Source organism: Sphingobacterium sp. Lzh-3 (assembly GCF_046764375.1).
Classification (GTDB): Bacteria; Bacteroidota; Bacteroidia; order Sphingobacteriales; family Sphingobacteriaceae; genus Sphingobacterium.
In genome coordinates, this window is record NZ_CP177226.1 from 153,310 (window position 1) to 173,493 (window position 20,184).

General features: G+C 36.0%; 20 protein-coding genes. All 20 read left to right on the forward strand.

Features of this window, described 5'->3' with window-relative positions:
• Position 1: 1 nt before the first annotated feature.
• The 20 genes from ACLCDV_RS00660 (at position 2) to rfbB (ending at position 20,178) form a co-directional block, all read left to right on the forward strand.
• Entirely contained in the window at positions 2 to 709 is a 708-nt protein-coding gene (locus ACLCDV_RS00660; RefSeq protein WP_411972629.1) for a cytidylyltransferase domain-containing protein, read from the forward strand.
• A complete protein-coding gene (locus ACLCDV_RS00665; RefSeq protein WP_411972630.1) occupies positions 702 to 1,997 on the forward strand; it encodes a glutamate-1-semialdehyde 2,1-aminomutase in 1,296 nt (431 codons plus the stop codon). The genes ACLCDV_RS00660 and ACLCDV_RS00665 overlap by 8 nt, the downstream gene beginning before the upstream one ends.
• 48 nt (positions 1,998 to 2,045) lie before the next feature.
• The gene (locus tag ACLCDV_RS00670) at positions 2,046 to 2,798 is read left to right on the forward strand and encodes an SDR family oxidoreductase (RefSeq protein ID WP_411972631.1); all 753 of its coding nucleotides are present in this window, start codon (positions 2,046 to 2,048) and stop codon (positions 2,796 to 2,798) included.
• 44 nt (positions 2,799 to 2,842) lie between these two features.
• Complete coding sequence (locus ACLCDV_RS00675; protein ID WP_411972632.1) at positions 2,843 to 4,015, forward strand: hypothetical protein; 1,173 nt, start codon at positions 2,843 to 2,845, stop codon at positions 4,013 to 4,015.
• Positions 4,005 to 5,540, forward strand: coding sequence for a lipopolysaccharide biosynthesis protein (locus ACLCDV_RS00680; RefSeq protein ID WP_411972633.1), 1,536 nt, complete (start codon positions 4,005 to 4,007; stop codon positions 5,538 to 5,540). Before ACLCDV_RS00675 ends, ACLCDV_RS00680 begins: the two co-directional genes overlap by 11 nt.
• Positions 5,541 to 5,552: 12 nt before the next feature.
• Positions 5,553 to 6,515 (forward strand): hypothetical protein, encoded by a 963-nt coding sequence (locus ACLCDV_RS00685; protein ID WP_411972634.1) that lies wholly within the window; start codon positions 5,553 to 5,555, stop codon positions 6,513 to 6,515.
• Between the two features lie 6 nt (positions 6,516 to 6,521).
• On the forward strand, positions 6,522 to 7,718 hold the full coding sequence (locus ACLCDV_RS00690) for an O-antigen polymerase (protein WP_411972635.1): 1,197 nt from the start codon (positions 6,522 to 6,524) through the stop codon (positions 7,716 to 7,718).
• Between the two features lie 50 nt (positions 7,719 to 7,768).
• Positions 7,769 to 8,557, forward strand: coding sequence for a glycosyltransferase family 2 protein (locus tag ACLCDV_RS00695; RefSeq protein ID WP_411972636.1), 789 nt, complete (start codon positions 7,769 to 7,771; stop codon positions 8,555 to 8,557).
• Between the two features lie 50 nt (positions 8,558 to 8,607).
• Positions 8,608 to 9,204: an acetyltransferase gene (locus ACLCDV_RS00700; protein WP_411972637.1), complete on the forward strand. Its 597-nt coding sequence runs from the start codon at positions 8,608 to 8,610 to the stop codon at positions 9,202 to 9,204.
• A 137-nt stretch (positions 9,205 to 9,341) separates the two neighbouring features.
• The gene (locus ACLCDV_RS00705; RefSeq protein ID WP_411972638.1) at positions 9,342 to 10,472 is read left to right on the forward strand and encodes a UDP-GlcNAc--UDP-phosphate GlcNAc-1-phosphate transferase; all 1,131 of its coding nucleotides are present in this window, start codon (positions 9,342 to 9,344) and stop codon (positions 10,470 to 10,472) included.
• Positions 10,473 to 10,597: 125 nt separating this feature from the next.
• Positions 10,598 to 11,119 carry a 3'-5' exonuclease gene (locus ACLCDV_RS00710; RefSeq protein WP_411972639.1) on the forward strand — a complete coding sequence of 174 codons (522 nt, stop codon included), beginning with the start codon at positions 10,598 to 10,600 and terminating at the stop codon, positions 11,117 to 11,119.
• 105 nt (positions 11,120 to 11,224) lie between these two features.
• Positions 11,225 to 11,689, forward strand: coding sequence for an adenylyltransferase/cytidyltransferase family protein (locus ACLCDV_RS00715; protein WP_411972640.1), 465 nt, complete (start codon positions 11,225 to 11,227; stop codon positions 11,687 to 11,689).
• A 65-nt stretch (positions 11,690 to 11,754) separates the two neighbouring features.
• The gene (locus ACLCDV_RS00720) at positions 11,755 to 12,177 is read left to right on the forward strand and encodes an adenylyltransferase/cytidyltransferase family protein (RefSeq protein WP_411972641.1); all 423 of its coding nucleotides are present in this window, start codon (positions 11,755 to 11,757) and stop codon (positions 12,175 to 12,177) included.
• Positions 12,178 to 12,182: 5 nt separating this feature from the next.
• The gene (locus tag ACLCDV_RS00725) at positions 12,183 to 13,181 is read left to right on the forward strand and encodes a mannose-1-phosphate guanylyltransferase (protein ID WP_411972642.1); all 999 of its coding nucleotides are present in this window, start codon (positions 12,183 to 12,185) and stop codon (positions 13,179 to 13,181) included.
• Between the two features lie 268 nt (positions 13,182 to 13,449).
• Positions 13,450 to 13,926, forward strand: coding sequence for a hypothetical protein (locus tag ACLCDV_RS00730; protein ID WP_411972643.1), 477 nt, complete (start codon positions 13,450 to 13,452; stop codon positions 13,924 to 13,926).
• Between the two features lie 397 nt (positions 13,927 to 14,323).
• Positions 14,324 to 16,144, forward strand: coding sequence for an acyltransferase family protein (locus ACLCDV_RS00735; RefSeq protein ID WP_411972644.1), 1,821 nt, complete (start codon positions 14,324 to 14,326; stop codon positions 16,142 to 16,144).
• A 150-nt stretch (positions 16,145 to 16,294) separates the two neighbouring features.
• A complete protein-coding gene (locus tag ACLCDV_RS00740; protein ID WP_411972645.1) occupies positions 16,295 to 16,813 on the forward strand; it encodes an ArsR family transcriptional regulator in 519 nt (172 codons plus the stop codon).
• Between the two features lie 15 nt (positions 16,814 to 16,828).
• Entirely contained in the window at positions 16,829 to 17,797 is a 969-nt protein-coding gene (locus ACLCDV_RS00745; protein WP_411972646.1) for an SDR family oxidoreductase, read from the forward strand.
• Positions 17,798 to 17,827: 30 nt separating this feature from the next.
• Entirely contained in the window at positions 17,828 to 19,111 is a 1,284-nt protein-coding gene (locus ACLCDV_RS00750; RefSeq protein WP_411972647.1) for a nucleotide sugar dehydrogenase, read from the forward strand.
• Positions 19,112 to 19,125: 14 nt separating this feature from the next.
• Positions 19,126 to 20,178, forward strand: coding sequence for a dTDP-glucose 4,6-dehydratase (gene rfbB, locus ACLCDV_RS00755; protein WP_411973957.1), 1,053 nt, complete (start codon positions 19,126 to 19,128; stop codon positions 20,176 to 20,178).
• The last annotated feature ends 6 nt before the right edge of the window (positions 20,179 to 20,184 follow it).

A 20,184-nucleotide genomic window follows, 5' to 3' on the forward strand; every position in this document is an offset into this window, starting at 1 on the left:
AATGAGAAAAAAAATTTTGTGGATAATTCCTGCTCGATCTGGCTCTAAATCTATTGTAGATAAGAATATAAAAGATCTTGGCGGATATCCTTTAATGATCCATAGATTTTTAGCCGCTAAATACAGCGCTTTTACACATGATATCTGGCTAAGTACAGATTCAGAGATATACAGAGTAATAGCTAAGGAGTACGGATTAGAGGCTCCTTTCTTAAGACCGGAAGAACTGTCTACTGATCATGCTAGTTCTAGTGATGTGGTACTACATGCCATGCAGTTTGCTAAAGAAAGAGGTTTGGAATATGACCTTGTCGGCTTATTAGAGCCTACTTCACCATTTATAAAAGTAGCTGATATAGACTCCGCCATTGACGAGCTGGAGCAAGATTTAGAAGCACATGGTGTTGTTGCCGTTAAAGAACAGCGACCTGCGACAATATTCGTGCAGAAAGATGCCAAATATCTGGATGAATTTTGTTCTAATATTAATGAATACCAAAGGCTAGGTCGACAGAATTTTGTTAAAGAGATAACTCCCTCCGGAGGGTTTTATATATGCCGGTGGGAGAAATTTCTGACGGAACATACGTTTTATGGGAATAAGACAATCGCATATGAAGTAGATGAGATCTCAGGTCTAGAGATAGATGAACCTTTGGATTGGGAATTTGCAGAGTTTATTATTGAAAGAAAGAAACGTTATGAATAGTTATAAAGATAGATTACATGAATTAATTCCTGGTGGAGCACATACATATTCGCGTGGAGACGATCAGTTCCCGGAAAATGCACCATCAATATTAGAAAGAGGGGAGGGCTGTTATGTTTTCGATGATCAGGGACGTAAATTCTTAGATTTTGGAATGGGATTACGTTCCGTTAATATCGGATATGGAAATAAAGAAATTGCTGACGCATGTTATGCTGAAATTCTAAAGGGAAATAATCTGACGCGGGCCTCTATGACGGAGCTAGCCGCGGCTGAATTAATGGTGGATTTATTGCCTTCCGTCGAGATGGTCAAGTTTGCCAAACATGGCTCTGCTGTTACTAGCGCTGCGGTAAAGCTTGCGCGTGCTTATACAGGTCGAAAATATATTGCGGTTCCATATGAACAGCCATTCTTTTCTTATGACGATTGGTTTATCGGTTCAACCGTTCTGGAACGTGGAATTCCAAGCGAATTCGGTCAATTTACATGCAAGTTCCACTATAATGATATCCAGTCATTGCAATTATTGTTCGATCAATTTCCGGATCAAATTGCAGGTGTGATTATGGAGCCTACAACGACGGTAGGGCCAGTTAATAATTTTTTACATCAGGTAAAAGATCTATGCCATCGTAACGGAGCAGTATTTATTCTTGATGAAATGATTACTGGATTCCGATGGGACCTAAGAGGTGCGCAATCTTATTTCGATATAGAACCCGACCTCTGTACTTTTGGCAAAGCAATGGCGAATGGTTTTGCCGTAGCGGCATTGGGGGGGAAGAGAGAAATAATGAAAATCGGCGGCATTTTGGAAGAGGGAGCTGAAAGGGTTTTCTTAACTTCAACGACGCATGGAGCAGAAATGAGTGCTTTGGGTGCATTTATTAAAACAGTGGAGGTTCTTCAACGCGACAATGTTGTGCAGCATTTTTGGGATTTTGGAAAAAGATTGACAGATGGAATGAATAATATTTCCAACGGTCTAGGTCTCGCAAATAATTTCTATGTTGAAGGATTTGCCTGTTCACCAAATTATGTTGTGAAGGATGCTGAGCACAATGTTTCTTTACCGCTAAGGACATTGTTCGCGCAGGAAATGATCAAAAATGGCGTAATGATGCCATATTTGGCATTGTCATATGCCCATCAAGATAAAGAGCTGGCGCTAACTTTAGATGCTGTACAGGCTTCTTTGGAAGTAGTTAAAAAAGCATTGGAAGGTAACATTGGGGAGTTTTTAAAATCAAAAGTTATTAAACCTGTTTTTAGAAAATATAATTAGTCGGGCCCATAATTGGGACAATATAGTTTTAAATAAAAATAGGTAATTATGAGTTCATTAAATAGTAAAGTAATTATTGTTACTGGTGCTTCAGGTTTAATTGGTTCGCTGACAGTTGCAGATTTAATAAGAAAAGGAGCTCTTGTCATAGGCGCAGATATTGTTCAGCGGACGAACGCGGAGAGCAAAGTTGACTTTTTTAAGAGCAATGTTGCCCAAAAGAACGATATTGACCGATTGGTGACGTATGTATTGAACAAATATGGTAAAATTGACGGATTAGTCAATTTGGCCTATCCGAGAACGGCCGATTGGGGAACCAGATTTGAGGATATTCCTTTTGAATCTTGGCAGGAAAATGTTGATATGCAACTCAATGCTGTTTTTTACATCTGCCAACAGGTATTAGAGGTTATGAAGGGCCAACAATCAGGTGCAATTGTAAATATCGCGTCCATTTATGGTGTTGTCGGCAATGATTTTTCGCTCTACGAGGAATATGGAGGCACTTCACCTGCAGCTTATGCTGCAATAAAAGGAGGCGTGATCAACTTCTCTAAATATTTGGCCTCGTACTATGGAAAGCATAATGTGCGCGTGAACTGTGTCTCGCCCGGCGGTATAATAGACGAGAAAAACCAACATCCGTCTTTCATCAAACGATATAGCGAAAAGTCGCCTCTGGGCAGGATGGGACGTCCTGAAGAGATTGCACCTGCAATTAGTTTTCTATTGTCGGACGATGCTTCTTTTATCACGGGACACAACCTAATGGTTGACGGCGGATGGACTGCGATCTAGTCGACAGGGAATCGAAGGAATAATATGTAGAATTTTGACGGGGAATGATTAAAAAAGTAATTGTAATCGGATATCAGCCATTGACAGATAAGGTCGTGAAAGATTTTTATTTTTCGATCCTAAATGATAATGGCTTTCAGGTGGAATATTGGGATCTTAGTATGATCTATTTCCCCAATGTTCTCCATGATCGCGTGGTTGATAAAAGAATTATAAAAATTAGCGATAAAAACGAGCTAGTGCTTAAGTTAGATGCATGTCAGATAAAGGAATGTTTTTTTGTATTGCATATTACTTACGAATATCGTGTTCTTGATCTATTCCGGCTGCTGACCAAATATGACTGTACGATTTCATTTTTTGCGCGTGGGGCGTTGCCAGTTTCGAATCGCGAAAGTACCTGGGCAGAGAAGATTTTGAAGAGCTTAAATCCAGGTACCTTAGCAAGGTTTGCGAAGAATAAATATGCTGGATTGTTAAAACGGATAGGTTATATTAAATCCTATGATATTGTATTTTCTGCGGGTAATTTTGGCTATCTAACCGTTGGAATAGCAGCTGATATAGAAAAGCAACAATCAAAAATCATAGCAATTAATTCTCATGACTATGATACTGCACTGGAAAATCTTTCCGAAACACCGATAATCGAAGGGAAGTTTTGTTTATTCTTGGATGAATACCTTCCTTTCCATCCTGATTTTAAACTTTTAGGAATAAAAAGCGTGGATGCGGATGAATATTACGCGACACTAAATAGATTTTTCGATGTTATCGAAGAAAAGTATCAGCTGCCTATTGTGATTTCTGCACATCCAAAGGCGGAGTTGTACAAATCGAAGAACCCATTTAATGGACGAAAGGTCATTTTTGGAAAGACGAGCCAATTAACAAGTAATTGTGAATTTGTTTTGGCACACATTTCGACATCCCAAAGTTTTGCTGTTTTAAATAAGAAACCGGTAATTACCTTAACAACGGAAGCAATTAAAAAAATAATGCCCCAATACGATTCTTTTATTGCTCATTTTTCAGTTAAACTGAAAAGTGCCTTAGTCAATATAGATGATTATTCATCTTCTGAGGTTAAGATCAATAGAATTGACGAGCATGTATACAATGCATATCTTTATGATTACTTGACATCGTCTGAAAGTGAGCGGACAAGATCCAGTGAGATTTTTCTAAAGACGTTAAAAGAGTATCATGGCAGGTAATTATACCATAAATTATATTAAGATATACCTTTGGCAAGGGGTCTCGATGGTTTTGAATTTTCTTTCCATGTTTGTCGTGATCCCTTTTCTGTCGTCCAACCCGCAGCTTTATGGGGTATATACGATTTGTATCTCCACCTCAATTTTTTTGGCTTATGCAGACTTGGGTTTTATTAATGCAGCTCAGAAATATGCTGCTGAATATTTTTCTCAAGATAATAGAACTGAGGAAATTAAAGTCATTGGTTTTTCTAGTTTCATATTGTTTTTATTTCTACTATTGTTTGTCATTGGTTTTGCCTTATTGAGCTTAAAACCTGAGTTGATGATTAGCGGATTGGATGATACTACAAGTTACAAAACGGCCTCATCACTCTTGCTTATATTGGCTTTTTCGACACCATTGACGCTACTTCAGCGTATGCTTCAGATGATCTGTGGCATTCGTCTCGCGGATTACATTGTTCAGCGTACGAATACACTTGCAAGTATCATTAAAATTAGTGCAGTATTTTGGTTTTTTAGATCAGGCCATTATGATATCGTTGGCTATTTTCTGTTTACTCAAATTGTCACTTTGCTAACGCTATTAATTACGATGTATGTCGTAAGAAAGCGATTTAATTATGATTATGTTGCAGTGCTCAGATCCTTCCGATTTAATCAGGATATCTTCACAAAGACCAAGAGTTTAGCTTTTACAAGTCTTTTTATGACAGTTTCCTGGATACTGTATTATGAACTTGACTCGGTTGCCATAGGTAAAATTTTTGGTGCGAAAGAAGTCGCAATATATGCCATTGGATTAACACTTCTTAGCTTTAGCAGAAGTATATTTGGCATTCTTTTTTCGCCATTTAATGCAAGATTTAACCATTTTATCGGTAAAAATAATGAAGAAGGTCTGCGCGCATTTTATCTTCAAGTTACGTCATTGTTTGCTCCGGTCGTGATACTGCCAATTTTGACTGTATGTATGATGACAGGTCCTTTGGTTATGTCTTGGGTTGGGACAATGTATGAAGAATCTATCCTTATCGCTCAATATCTCGTTTTGTGTAATCTTTTGGCTTTTATTTCTTATCCCACGGGTATCTTACTAATGGCTACGGAACAAATTAAGAAGATGTATTTGGTCAACACTTTACTTCCTTTTATTTTTTGGATTGGAATATATACATCAGTTCACTACCTTGGACTTCGGTCCTTTGCTTTATTTAAATTAGTCGCTTTTCTTATTGCAGGAGCAACCTATTATTATTTTATGCTTAAATATCTGAAGATCTCATTTGCCATTTCATTCAAGCTGATTTTCAAACCAGTGTTGATTCCTTGCGGCTTTATTCTTGGATCAACACTGCTTTTGTTGCCTTATATGCAGACGGTGGAAAAGTCGAGAACAGATTTATTGCTTGTTGCAGCGCTTATTGGCGGACTTATTCTACTTGCTTTTATCCTGCAATATACAGTCTCAAAGCCTTTACGAAGCCGGGCAAAACAGATTATTAAGCAAGTGCGGACTTAATTTATAGATACTATGCAAATAGACTTAAAAAATAAAAATATTCTTTTTATAGGCCCCATTTTTTATAACTATCATGAAATTATAAAAGCAGAGCTAGAACGTCTTGGCGCTAAAGTTTATTTTGAACCTGAGCGCGACTATACTTTTAAATTTACTATTGTTAATAATTTCTTTCCCAGTAGTCTGAATCGATTTCAAGCAAAGCATTATAAACGTATCTTGAATCGGAGGAATGGAATCGAATTCGATTATTTGTTCGTAATAAGAGGATATAAGATGCCTAGCGAGTTTATAAATTTATTTAAAAAACGATATCCTTCAGCTAAGCTTATTATGCATCAGTGGGATTCTGAGAATAATAACTCGTTTTCTCATCTTATCGGTAGTTTTGACCGTTTTTTCTCATTTGATCCTCTAGATGTAAAAAAGTATCCTGCATTAAAGTATCTCCCAAATTTTTATTTGGAAGATGTTCATGATGGAAAGGTTAGTGTGTATAACTACGATATTCTTTTTTTAGTTTCTTATCTGCCTGAACGCTATGAAATTGTAAGTAAATTGAAGGCTTTTGCTTCCCAATATAATTTGAAGTTGAAAGCAATTTTAGTTATCTCCTTTTCCACGTATATCAAAGAATGGCTCCTTGGCAACAGGCTAGATAGAGATGTGCTGAAGTTTTCTCCACTCAAAAGATCCGACTATATGGATCTATTCTGGCAATCCAAAATGATTTTTGATATGGGAAGCAATTTACAGACAGGAATGTCACAACGAACGATAGAAACTATCGAAAGTGGAAAAAAATTGCTAATTAACAACACTTATATAAAAGAAGAAGCCATATTTAACGAAAGCCAAATTTTCGTAACTTCAAATGATTTTTCAAAAGAAATAGTAGATTTTATAGATAAACCATTTGATGTTAAACCGACTGGTTATTCGCTGGAGAATTGGATTAAAACCATATTTGGATAGTCTATCATGAAAAATTCGATAATTGCTATTGTTCTATACTTTTTGGTGCTCCATGTGTTTATACCTGGCTCCTACTACGTATTCAATGGATTTAGACCAATTTATTCGGATTTTGCTGATCTGCCAGCGTTGATTAAGAGCTTCTTTTTAATCGTGGTTCCTTTATTGGTATCGGTCATTATATTGCTTTTTCTACCGAACCGTGATGATATTATCTCCCCAAACATTGATGGCCATCCCATTACAATTCTGTTTTATTTTTCCGTTTTGTTCAAACTGGTCGTCGTTTATATGACGGGGGGATTTGCTGCTGCCATTAATGGAGAGCTGAACGGTACATTGGCCAACTATATATCAATTTTTCTGAATCCTTTTACCTTGCTTTTGGTCATGCTTTTTGTTCAAAAGAAACGGTCCAATATTATTTTGGCGGTACTATTCTATGTACTTTCTGTCACTTTATCGGGGAGTAGAAGTGGTATAATCAGCATGTTTTTTGTGTTTTTTATTGGGTTTTCTTTTGTGGCATTTAAAGATTATAAGAAAAAACTATTTGTTTTTTTGAAATATGGTATGCTAGTAACTCCTTTCATTTTCGTCCTTGCTACCCGTATGCGGGACGCAGAGTATGATTTAAGTATGGATTTTTTATTAGATCAGATTTTCGGGCGTATGTCAACATTGGAGACCTCCATGTTGCCTGTTCATTATTATGATAATAATTTAGACCTTGAAATATTCTACGATAAATATAGTGTATGGAATCAACTGAAGCTAGGGATGGATGCGATACTGCCGGGGCAGATATTTGAATTTGATGTAATGCCTAACAATTATTATCGGTTTTTCTTCCTAGGGTATGACCAGGAATTTGTGTTCGAAAACTACATGTCGGTAAATTTGACTCTACCAATATATTTATATATGAAATATCATTATCTTTCGGGCCTTTTAACCGTATTGTATATTTTAGGCTTTTATAAATTAGTCATTTGCTTTAAGAAATATCCACTCTTTGTTATTGTCTTATTAGGCGTATTTTATAATGTGATTTATTTCTTCGATTGGGTCATGGTATTTACTCAGTTTTATACAAGTTTACTTACAATAGTTACATTAAAGTTTTTCGTTTGGTTACTTGAAGCGTTTAAAATTGACTCGAGAAAGTTAAAAGAGGAAACAAATTCTAAAATAGAACCTTAATACTGTTTATAGAGAGCTAATAGTCGGAAAATGCAATTAAAATTTAGAGAATGAAAATATCTGTTGTCATACCAATGTATAATGCTGAAAAATCAATATTACAGAGTCTTGATTCTATTTATACACAGACTTGGAGAGGAGACCTTGAAATAATTGTAGTTAATGATGGATCGAAAGATAATTCAAAAGCTTTGGTAGAGGCATATATTCGGGATAATAGTCGAGATAATATCTTATTAGTGGATCAAGAGAATGCAGGCGTGTCAAGAGCCCGTAATGAGGGGATGAGACGGTGTACGGGGGATTGGATTTGTCTATTGGATTCTGATGACACTTGGCTACCAAATAAATTAGAAAGGCAATTAGAGGTGTTAAAAGATTCATCTATTGATTTTTTGGGAACAACAAGAAATGGAGAATATTTTTCGCAATTGGCTTTCCGCAGGCTTGACAAGATCAATCATATATCAGCTAAGGAATTGCTTTTTAAGTTTGTTTTTGTTACGCCTACTGTAATTTTTAGGCGGGAAATTATTGATAGAGTGGGATATTTTGACGAGAGCCAACGGTTTGCTGAGGAAGGGAATTACTTTATCCGAGTTGCAAATGCCTGCAATTGCTATCTATTAAATGAAAGCTTGGTAATTACAGGTGGAGGTAAGCATGATTTTGGGGAATCTGGTTTATCTAGCAATCTATGGGAAATGGAAAAGGGAGAACTTAAAAATATTCGAATGGCGTTTAGGATCGGAGTAATTAATATCGCTGAATTCCTTTTCTTTAATGTGTTTTCTTTTTTAAAGTATGGGAGAAGGGTGTTAATTGTATTGGGGCGTTAGGTGTTTCTTTCCGTCAAGGGAGTTAAAATAATAATTAAAAATGATTTTATATGGAAATGTATAAACGTTATGGATTTTTGGGTGGGATACGTTTAATCGTCAGTATATTACATACAAGACTTTTTTATCGTAGATCCAGACTTCTCCGTTTACCTTTTGATATTCGAAATCGAAGATTGATCGACCTCGGGAATAAGTTAACGACAGGTTTTGGCTGTAGGCTGGAAGTTCATCCGGTGGAAAAAAGAGAGCAGAAATATCTAATTTTTGGAAATAATGTACAGTTGAATGATTATGTGCATATAGCAGCAGGAGAACAAGTTGTTATTGGAAATGATGTGTTGATCGCAAGTCGTGTGTTTATATCCGATTTAAATCATGGCTCCTATTCTGGAGATCATCAGGATAGCCCTTTGACCAAACCCAATGATAGACTGTTATCCACAAAGCCAATTTATATTAAAGATAACGTTTGGATTGGAGAGAATGTATGCGTTCTAGCTGGTGTTACTATTGGTCGTGGTAGTATCGTAGGCTCTATGTCAGTAGTTACAAAAGACATTCCTGATTTTTCTATCGCAGTAGGTGTCCCTGCTAAGGTAATCAAACAGTTTGATTTTAAAGAGAATAAATGGGTTTTGGTATAAAACTCTAGAAAAAAATAGAAAAGTATTAAAAAAAAACTTTTTTCAACTGTAGCGATTAAAATACAAATCACGTTTGTTAAATAAAACTTAATATTATTATATTTGCACAGCTTTATTTGACTCACTAATTATATTTTATGATTTATATTTTTACGCTGATAATACTTTTTGTTCTAGAGCTACTCTATTTGAAGATTGCAGATAAGTTTAATATCATAGATAAACCGAATGAGCGTTCTTCTCATACCAAAGTTACAATCCGTGGCGCGGGGATTATTTTTTATGTCGCTTCGGTTATATATTTTGTGACTAATGATTTTGAATACCCCTGGTTCTTTTTGGGGTTGACTCTTTTAACTTATATTTCATTCTTGGATGATATTCGTGGCGTACATCCAACTGCAAGATTGACTGTACATTTGGCCTCAGTGCTACTCATGGTTTATCAGTTTGGTGTGTTTAGTTACCCTTGGTACTACCTTGTCCTAACATTTGTATTCGCTATTGGTGTTATCAATGCCTATAATTTTATGGATGGTATCAATGGTATGACAGCTTTTTGCAGCTTGATAATGGGCGGGCTTTTACTTTATGTGAATACCAAGGTTAACTACATTGAACAGGATTTCTTAATTTATACCTTATTGGGAGTCGTAGTTTTTGGGTTTTTTAATTTTCGCAAGAAAGCAGCTTGCTTTGCAGGTGATGTGGGACCGGCCGTATTATCCTTTATGTTGTTGTTTGCCTTGGGAAAACTTATACTAAAAACGGGAGACTTTACTTATATTCTTTTCCTCGCAGTGTATGGCATTGAAATAGGCTGGTCTGTAGCAAGGCGCGTTTATCAAGGTTACCATATTTTTGAACCGCATCGTACGTTTTTACTGCATATGCTAAGCAATGAGGTTGGTTATAACAGCTTGATGGTTTCCGCCGGATATGGCCTGGTCCAGCTGGCTCTCGGGGCTTCTGTAATTTATATCGTGCAATTTGGAGCATCCGTGCAGTGGTCCTTTGTTGTTGTTGCTCTTGCTGGATTGAGTACATTTTATCTTATCTGGAAACAATATATTTTCAATAACTACTATATTAAAGGTGAGGAGCGCTACGCTATACGACATCGCCGTTTAAGAAAGCTGAAGGCGCGTAGAAACAAAAAAGCATATCTTGTTCCGGAAGTTAAATTGACTCAGGACGTGAAAATCATAAATATGCCAAGAAAGGAGAATAGGGAGGATTTGTTGCGGAGTGGGGCACGGTCTTTGTAATATTCATTGCAAAGCAACTATTTTAGAATTATTTATGCCAACACTAATATGCATATGATTTAGACAGTGAGTTTGGGTAAAATGAAAAAAGTAGTAATTTTACCGCAACTTTAGGAGAAGTGATTATGCAATCAGGATTAAGTTTTACAGCAATAGATTTCGAGACGGCGACAGCCAACCAAAATTCAGCCTGTGCCATTGGGCTGGTGGTAGTTGAACAAGGAGTTATTGTTGAAGAGTTTTATTCACTGATTCAACCGCCCCAAAACCAATATATGTGGCAAACAACGCGTGTTCACGGCATCAGGGCTAAGGATACTGCGCAGGCGCCCACATTCAAAGAAATATTTCCGCGCATCTATCCTTTCATCAACAATCGGATCATGGTGGCCCACAATGAATTGTTTGACCGAGGTGTTCTTCGCAAAACAATGGGGTATTATAATTTGTCCTACGATCATTTGGGACTGATGGAAAAATGGGAATGCACATTCAAGATATATCAGGGAAAAGGCTTTAAGCCAGCACGATTAAATGCCTGCTGTGAAGTTCTTGGTATTGAATTAAACCACCATGAAGCATTATCTGATGCTCGTGCTTGTGCGCAATTATATTTAAGGCATGCCGATATTCCCTCTTTGGTCTAAATTTAAAATGTAACGAACGAAATTCCACTATTCGTTGTTATACTAATATATTTTATCTTTGATAGATGAATCAAATTTCTCTATTCTTTTAAATTCAATGTGATTATGATAAATTTACCAGCAAAAGGCATGCGCGTTGGTATTACGTTTAGTGCATTTGATCTACTGCATGCCGGGCATATTAAGATGCTTGAGGATGCTAAAAGGCAATGTGATTATTTAATCTGTGGATTGCAGACGGATCCAACGCTGGACCGACCAGAGAAAAATAAACCTACTCAAACAGTGGTTGAGCGTTACATTCAGCTAAAAGGCTGTAAATATGTGGATCAGATTGTTCCATATGCAACCGAGCAAGATTTGGAGGATATTCTTCGATCGTTTAAAATTGATGTACGCATAGTTGGAGATGAGTACCGTGAAAAGAGCTTTACCGGGCGTATTTACTGTGAAGAAAAAGGGATTGAATTGTATTTTAATAGTCGAGACCATCGCTTTTCCAGTTCTGGATTACGTAAGATTGTCGCGGAAGCGAATCTAGAAGATAGTGCGAGCTCACTTCGGTCATAAAAACAAATAATTAGATGAAATCGAGCTTGTAAGCTCTTATCAGCCATTAAAGGATAAATTATACGATGAAAATAGGAATTACTTTTGGCGTTTTTGACTTATTGCATGCAGGGCATATTATGATGTTGGAGGAAGCGAAGCGGCATTGCGATTATCTGATTGTGGGGCTTAATACCGATCCTTCGGAAGTGTTTCCTGAGAAGGCAAAGCCTACGCAGACCATCGTTGAACGTTATATTCAATTGGAAGGTTGTCGCTATGTGGATGAAATTATTCCTTACGAGACCGAGCAGGATCTAATTGATATGATCAAAGCTTTGCCGATAGACATACGCATTATTGGCGAAGAATATCGGGATACCGATTTTTCGGGGCGTTCATATTGTGTGGAAGAAAATATAGAGATCTATTATAACAAACGTACACATCGGTTTTCGAGTGCAGGGTTACGAAAGGTTGTCGCCGATAAAGAGGCGGAGAAACATTGATTATTATGAGCAATATTATACATGTTATTTTGACGGGTGGTGTAGGCAGTCGCTTATGGCCTCTTTCACGTAAAAGCTATCCTAAACAATATCTTGATTTATTTAAAGATGGTTCATTGTTTGAAATGACCGTTAAGCGTAATCAATCCCTCTGCGGACAAGTGATTGTTGTGGGCAACTGTGACAATCATAGTTTGAGCCGTGAAGTCATGGAAAACAATAAGATCGACTATATTGACATTGTAGAAGCGACGCCCCGTAATACAGCCGCTGCTATCGCTTTCGCAGCTTTTGCCGCTCAGCCTGATGATATATTAATTGTGACTCCATCAGATCATGTGATTGTTGGGGAGGAGGCTTATGCTCAAGCAATTAAAGCAGGCATTGAAAAGGCCAACAAGGGGTATATTGTTACCTTTGGTATACAACCAACACGTCCGGAGACTGGATATGGTTATATCGAATATAAGGATGATAAGGTTTTGTCATTCCGTGAAAAGCCCAACCAGGATACAGCGGAGGATTTTATTGAACGCGGTAATTTTCTATGGAATTCGGGGATGTTCTGTTTTCGGGCGGATACATTTCTTACAGAGTTACAGACTTTTGAGCCTAAAGTGTATGCAACGGCTTTCAATGCCTGGAAGCACCGTAAGGATGGCGAGTTAGATCTACAATTGTCTAAAGAGATTCCTTCCATTTCGATTGATTACGCCGTAATGGAACGCTCCAAGAAGATTCGTGTTGTAGCCACTAGTTTTCAATGGTCTGATTTGGGTTCCTTTGAATCAATGTATGACTATTTAAAACAAACTGGACATCCTGTGGATGAAAACGGGAATATGGTTATTGGTACAGATGTCTATACTGCTTTTGTAGGTTTACGCGATAGTATTCTCGTACACACTAAAGATGCCATTTTGGTCCTGCAGAAAGAGAAATCGCAAGATGTCAAAAAAATATATAATACCCTTGAGCGTCATCAATCCAAATTGATTGACTAAAGTTATTTAGGGAGCGTGCTAATTTCGCTCCCAATTCATCTTTCCTTAACCTAAATTCATCTTTTTGTTAATTTGTTTTCCAAAAGAACTATTTGTTAACAATAAAATAATATGATGTATTTGCTTGATTATTAATATTTTGTGAAATGTCCCTTGTTTGTCCCTGGCAAATTTTGATGATAAAGGAAGCTGTTGAACTATATTTGAATGTAATCGGATTCATATACCGACTGTTGAAAAGCCATTTAAAATTATTTAACATATTCTTATGACACCTGCTATCACGATATCTATCTTAGTACTGATTATCATTTATCTTTTGCTCCGTAAAAAACAGCTGGAACAGCGGTTTAATAAAAGAGTGGGCATGACCGTCAATTATATGTTTCAGGAGCGGCCGGGTCAATATAGTGGTGACCGAAATGTGAAGAGTGGTGTATTTGTATTTAAGGCCGAAAGAAATGATGATAAATTGAAAAATATCGTTATCCGTAAAGTGAAGCCATTACATGGTGCTTTAGATGTCAATTTGGAACAGATCCTAGTAATTCCTTTTGAGCAGAAAGACACACCGAATTCAGATGTTTCAGTTCGATTCAAAGTGATCAAACGCGGAGCAAGGATTGAAGATTTAAAAGGGGGACGAATAAGTATTTCTGGCGTAATGAATTTTGAACAAAGTCGATCTGAGCCATTTACTGCAACATTACCAATCACGGATTTATATCAAACTATAAGACCATAACTTTCTAATTGTCTTTTTCTTGTGTTTTCGATTTTTAGACCTTATTAACATCTAGATATTTCTGTTTTCCAGTTAATTGTCTGGATTGTTCCACGTGGATAGAAATAGTATCAGGCTTATATTGAGTCTGATGTATTCTTTTTTGTGATTGTTAATTCGAATATTTGTATCTAGAGGGTATTTAGTTATACTAAAAAATGATTATTATGATACTTTATTATAAATCATTTGCTCGTTGGTGAATTCTATGAAACTAGAGTGTTTTAATGATAAAGGAATAAATCAGGAATTATTATTTTATATTATCTTTGTTTGACGTTTTAAAACATTTAATTACAATTTGATCTACACACTCTGTGTTAGACGAAAAAGTCAAACTTTTACTAACATTAACATTATGCAATACAGAAAAGATATACAGGGTTTAAGAGCTATAGCGTTCCTGTTTGTTTATATTTTTCACATTAATTCAAACTGGCTTCCAGGTGGTTTTATTGGGGTTGATATGTTTTTTGTTATATCGGGGTTCTTGGTATCGTCTATAATTTTAAGTAAAAAAGAAAAAGGAAAATTTAATATTATTAATTTTTATCAAAGTCGTTTTAAAAGGATCGTACCTGCTTATTATTTTTTATTGTTATTTGTTACAATAGCAGCTTTGTATTTTTATCTTCCTTTAGACCTAGGCTTCCTCAAAATAGCACTTTTATCCGCTTTTTTGTTTGTTTCGAATATTTATTTTGGCCTAGGCGATTCTTATTTTGGAGCAAAATTGCATGAAAATCCAATTCTTCATACTTGGTCGCTTGGTATTGAAATGCAATTCTATTTTTTTCTACCACTATTATTAATCTTTATAAGACGAAAGGCTCTACCATTTGTAATATGCGCTATTATTTTGGCAATCACATTATACGTTGAATACGTTTTCCATAATTATGGATTCTCTTCTAAATTATATTTTTCGTTATTATCTCGTATGCCTGAGTTTCTCATCGGCGTTTTGTTTGCTTTAGTTCCTAAAAATATTGGTGAAAAAATTAACGTGTGGATTTCTTTATTGGGAGTGGCTCTTTTAGTGTATAGTATATTCTTTATTAATGAAAATTCTGTTTTTCCTGGAATGTTAGCGTTTATACCCTGCATTGGGATTGGAATTATTCTGCTATCTAGCGACAATTTTGTAACAAGCTTTTTGTCGTCTAAACCTTTGGTTTTTATTGGTGAATTATCCTATTCTTTGTATTTATGGCACTGGCCTTTAATGGCATTTCTGAGGTATAAGTATGGGGTTCATGAAGGATACGAATTTTCTATATTTGAAATATTAATTATTACTGCTTTGACTATGATAATTTCTTGGATATCTTACTCTTATGTTGAAAATATGTTTAGAAAAGTTAGCGATAAAAAATTTTTATACACTTTTTCACCTATTTGTGTGTGTTTGTTGCTGGTAATTTTTTCGACGGCATACTATTCTGAAAAATGGAAAATTCCTAAAGAATATACTCAAGCAACCTTCGCAATTAATTCTCATAATTCGACAAGCGTAGACACAATTGGTGCTTTAGGTGCTATCCAGCCAACTGTCTTTTTAATTGGAGATAGTCATGCTAATGTATTGAAGCCATTCTTTGGCGAGGTGTGTGCTGAATTGGGGGTAAAAGTCCGAACTTTGACTTGTGATAGCTATCCAGCTTTAAGATATAGTCCGGATGGAATTGCTCCACTTGATTTAAAATATTATAACAACTCACGAAACTTGGTTCAATTGACATCTGACATTATTCATGAGAGCAAAGTTATAATTATTGTTTCAAATGGGCTTGACAAGACGAGAAAATTACCTGAGTCTATAGGTAAATTGGCCGATAGTCTAAATGCTAACCAACGAATTATTCTTGTAAAAACCTTTCCGATATTAGATAAAAATCCCCTTCGTATAAATAGATCTTCTATTAAAAGTAGTGATGAGAAATTTACTATTAAAGATAGAAGCAAAAATGCAAGATTAATAGATTCATTAGCCCAAAAACATAAAAATATTTATGTTTTTGATTTAAGCAATAGTAGGATATTAAATAATGCACCTTACAATAAAAATAATGAGCTTATGTATTATGATGATAGACATTTAAATGTTTTTGGTGCTAAAGCGCTGGCCGTTGAAAAATCTAAGGAATTTCGTGATATTTTTAATAAGTCAGCTAACTAAATTTTCAAGCCGTTTCAGTAATAAAGATATTTTTTGTTTGGATATTTTGTATAAAAGGCGTTAATACACTTAACTTCGAAGCTTAATATATTCTTAATTTGCATGAGTTATTTGTATTGAGTACTTTTGTTACTCAGTTTAGACTAAACCATGCTGGAATCTTTAATTACATCTAAAACCCGTCTAAAATTGCTGATCAAATTCTTTGTGTCAGCTGGTAATCAGTCCCATTTACGAGGGCTAGCGGACGAGTTTCAGGAGTCTACGAATGCCATACGTAAAGAACTAAATCAATTGTCAGAAGCGGGTTATTTAGAAAAGAGTACAGACAAAAACAAAATCCTATACCGGGCTAATACTAAAAATTCTTTATTTAAGCCAATACAAAAATTAATTCATACCTATTTGGGAATTGATGAAATCGTAGATAATATTCTACAAAAAGCTGGAGATATCCAAGAAGTTAGCTTGATTGGAGACTATGCTGCAGGTGTAGATTCCGGTAAGATAGATGTGTTAATTTTAGGTGAAAATATAAATCAGGCATATTTATTGCTGTTAGCGGACAAGGTTGGGAAAAAATTAGAAAAGAAAGTGCATATTTCTTTTGTCAAATCTAAGGAAGAACAGCGTTACATCAATTTGTATACAAACAATTCTAAGATATAATTATTTCAAAATAAGATGAGCAAAATATTAATTACCGGAGGAGCAGGATTTATTGGTTCTAATCTGGTTGAACATTTTTTAGGCAAAGGACATCAAGTGGTCGTACTAGACAATTTTGCCACTGGACATCGCCATAATATCGCACAGCATGAAAACAATTCAAACTTCCATTTGATTGAAGGTGATATCCGTAATAATGCGGATTGTGAAACAGCCGTAAAAGGTGTTGATTATGTGCTTCATCAGGCAGCATTGGGGTCAGTTCCGCGTTCGATCAAGGACCCGCAAACTTCGAACGAAGTAAATGTGACAGGGTTTTTAAATATGCTGGTCGCCGCTCGTGATGCGGGCGTAAAACGTTTTATTTATGCGGCATCATCTTCTACCTACGGCGACTCCGAAAGTCTTCCAAAAGTCGAAGATATCATTGGCAAGCCATTGTCACCTTATGCTATTACAAAATACGTCAATGAACTCTATGCTGATATCTTTTCAAAAACTTACGGTTTAGAGACTATTGGCCTTCGTTATTTTAACGTATTTGGCCGTCGTCAAGACCCAAATGGCGCTTATGCAGCTGTTATCCCATTGTTTGTCAAGAAATTTATGAGTCATGAAAGCCCGGTAATAAACGGTACAGGTGATTACTCACGTGATTTTACTTATGTAGATAATGTGATTCAGATGAACGAGCTTGCCATGACTACAGTTAATTCAGATGCCATTAACACAGTGTATAACACAGCTGTTGGCGATCGTACGACATTAAATCAACTGGTTGGTTACCTAAAAGAGTTTTTGACTGAATACGATGCTGAGATTGCAAAAGTCGAGATCGTGCATGGGCCCAATAGACAAGGAGATATTCCGCATTCACTTGCTTCAATTGATAAAGCCCGTCAATTGTTGGGCTATGAGCCGACACATGTCATTCGTGAAGGGCTGAAAGAAGCTGTAAAATGGTACTGGGATAATTTGAAATAGAAGTTAATCAATTATAAAGACAAAAAAGAAATGAAAAAAATAGCTGTAATTGGATTAGGATATGTAGGTCTGCCTTTGGCAAGATTATTTGGTACTAAGTTTCCAGTTGTCGGATTTGATATTAATCAAAAACGTATTGATGAATTGCGTGCAGGAAAGGATTTAACCTTAGAGGTCGAAGATGATATTCTTCAAGCTGCATTGGTAAATAGCAATCCCTTTTTGGACAATGTCAATGGATTATATTGTTCAAATAAACTTACTGATATTGAACAGGCAAACTTTTATGTTGTAACGGTGCCTACACCTGTCGATAAAAATAACCGTCCTGATTTGACTCCGCTATACAAAGCATCAGAAACTGTTGGTAAGGTGTTAAAGAAAGGTGATATCGTTGTTTACGAGTCTACGGTGTACCCCGGAGTTACAGAAGAAGAATGTATTCCTGTCTTAGAAAAAATTTCTGGATTGAAATTTAATGAAGATTTCTTTGCTGGTTATTCACCAGAACGTATAAATCCAGGTGATAAGCAACATACTGTCGAGAAAATTCTAAAAGTTACTTCAGGTTCAACACCAGAAATCGGGCGGGAAGTTGACTCCGTATATAAAGAAGTGATTACAGCTGGCACACATTTGGCACCATGTATTAAAGTAGCTGAAGCAGCAAAGGTAATTGAAAATTCACAGCGTGATATCAATATTGCCTTTGTCAATGAGTTGGCGAAGATCTTTAATATTTTAAATATTGACACTCATGCCGTATTAGAGGCAGCAGGTACTAAATGGAATTTTTTACCCTTCAAACCAGGGTTAGTAGGGGGGCACTGTATTGGAGTTGATCCTTATTATTTGGCACAAAAGGCGCAAGAACACGGCTACCATCCAGAAATTATCTTAGCAGGTCGTCGTTTAAATGATTCGATGGGAGAGTATGTTGCTTCTCAGGTTGTGAAAACAATGATCAAAAAGGGTATCAATGTAAACGGTGCCGAAGTGTTGATGCTTGGTGTGACGTTCAAGGAAAACTGTCCGGATGTTCGTAATACTAAAATTGTGGATGTGATTCGGGCTTTGGAAGATTATGGAATTCAAGTGACTACTTATGACCACTGGGCAAATCCTGCTGAGGTAAACCATGAATATGGTATTGAAAGTGTCAGGGCCTTACCAACGTCTAAATTTGATGCAATAGTATTAGGAGTTGCCCATGCTGAATTTTTAAATATTAATTTTGAAAATTTGAAAAAAGATAATGCAATTATTTATGATGTAAAAGGAGTTATTTTTGATCAGGCTGATTCTCGTTTGTAATTAGTAAAAAAATGATGGAAAAATCAATAATTATTACTGGCGGAGCTGGATTTATAGGGTCTCACGTTGTTCGGGAGTTTGTATTAAAATATCCCGAATATCATATCATTAATCTTGATTCGTTGACGTATGCGGGTAATTTAGCTAATTTAAAAGATATTGAGCATTTGACCAATTATACTTTTATAAAAGCAGATATCACGGATGCGCAGCATATTTTAGAAATTTTCCAACAGTATCAACCTGATGGAGTTATTCATTTAGCAGCGGAATCCCATGTAGATCGGTCGATTACGGATCCATTAGCATTTGTGATGACGAATGTCATTGGAACGGTCAATTTATTAAATGCGGTGCGAATTATTTGGAAAGATAACTTTGAAGGTAAGCGTTTTCATCACGTATCTACTGATGAAGTATACGGAACATTAGGGGTATCCGGTCTATTTACTGAAGAAACTTCGTATGATCCACATTCACCATATTCTGCTTCAAAGGCTTCTTCAGATCACTTTGTTCGTGCATATCATGATACTTATGGTTTACCCGTCGTTTTAACGAACTGTTCAAATAATTATGGTCCAAACCATTTCCCGGAAAAGTTGATCCCATTATGTATTCACAATATCTTAAATAATAAACCATTGCCGATCTATGGTGATGGAAAATTTACTAGGGATTGGTTATTTGTGATAGATCACGCTCGAGCGATAGATTTGGTTTTCCATAAAGGTAAAAATGGAGATTCATATAACGTTGGGGGATTTAACGAATGGACGAATATTGACTTGGTGAAGGAATTGTGCCGACAAATGGATAAAAAACTAAATCGGTCAGAAGGAATTTCAGCAGAATTAATTTCCTTTGTAAAGGATCGTCCCGGACATGATCTACGTTATGCAATTGATGCTACAAAAATTAATGGTGAACTAGGATATAGCCCATCTGTTACATTTGAAGAGGGGTTATCTAAAACCATTGATTGGTATCTGAATAACCAAGATTGGTTAGATACAGTAACTTCGGGGGTGTATCAAGATTACTATGAAAAGCAATATCTAAAATAGATAGAG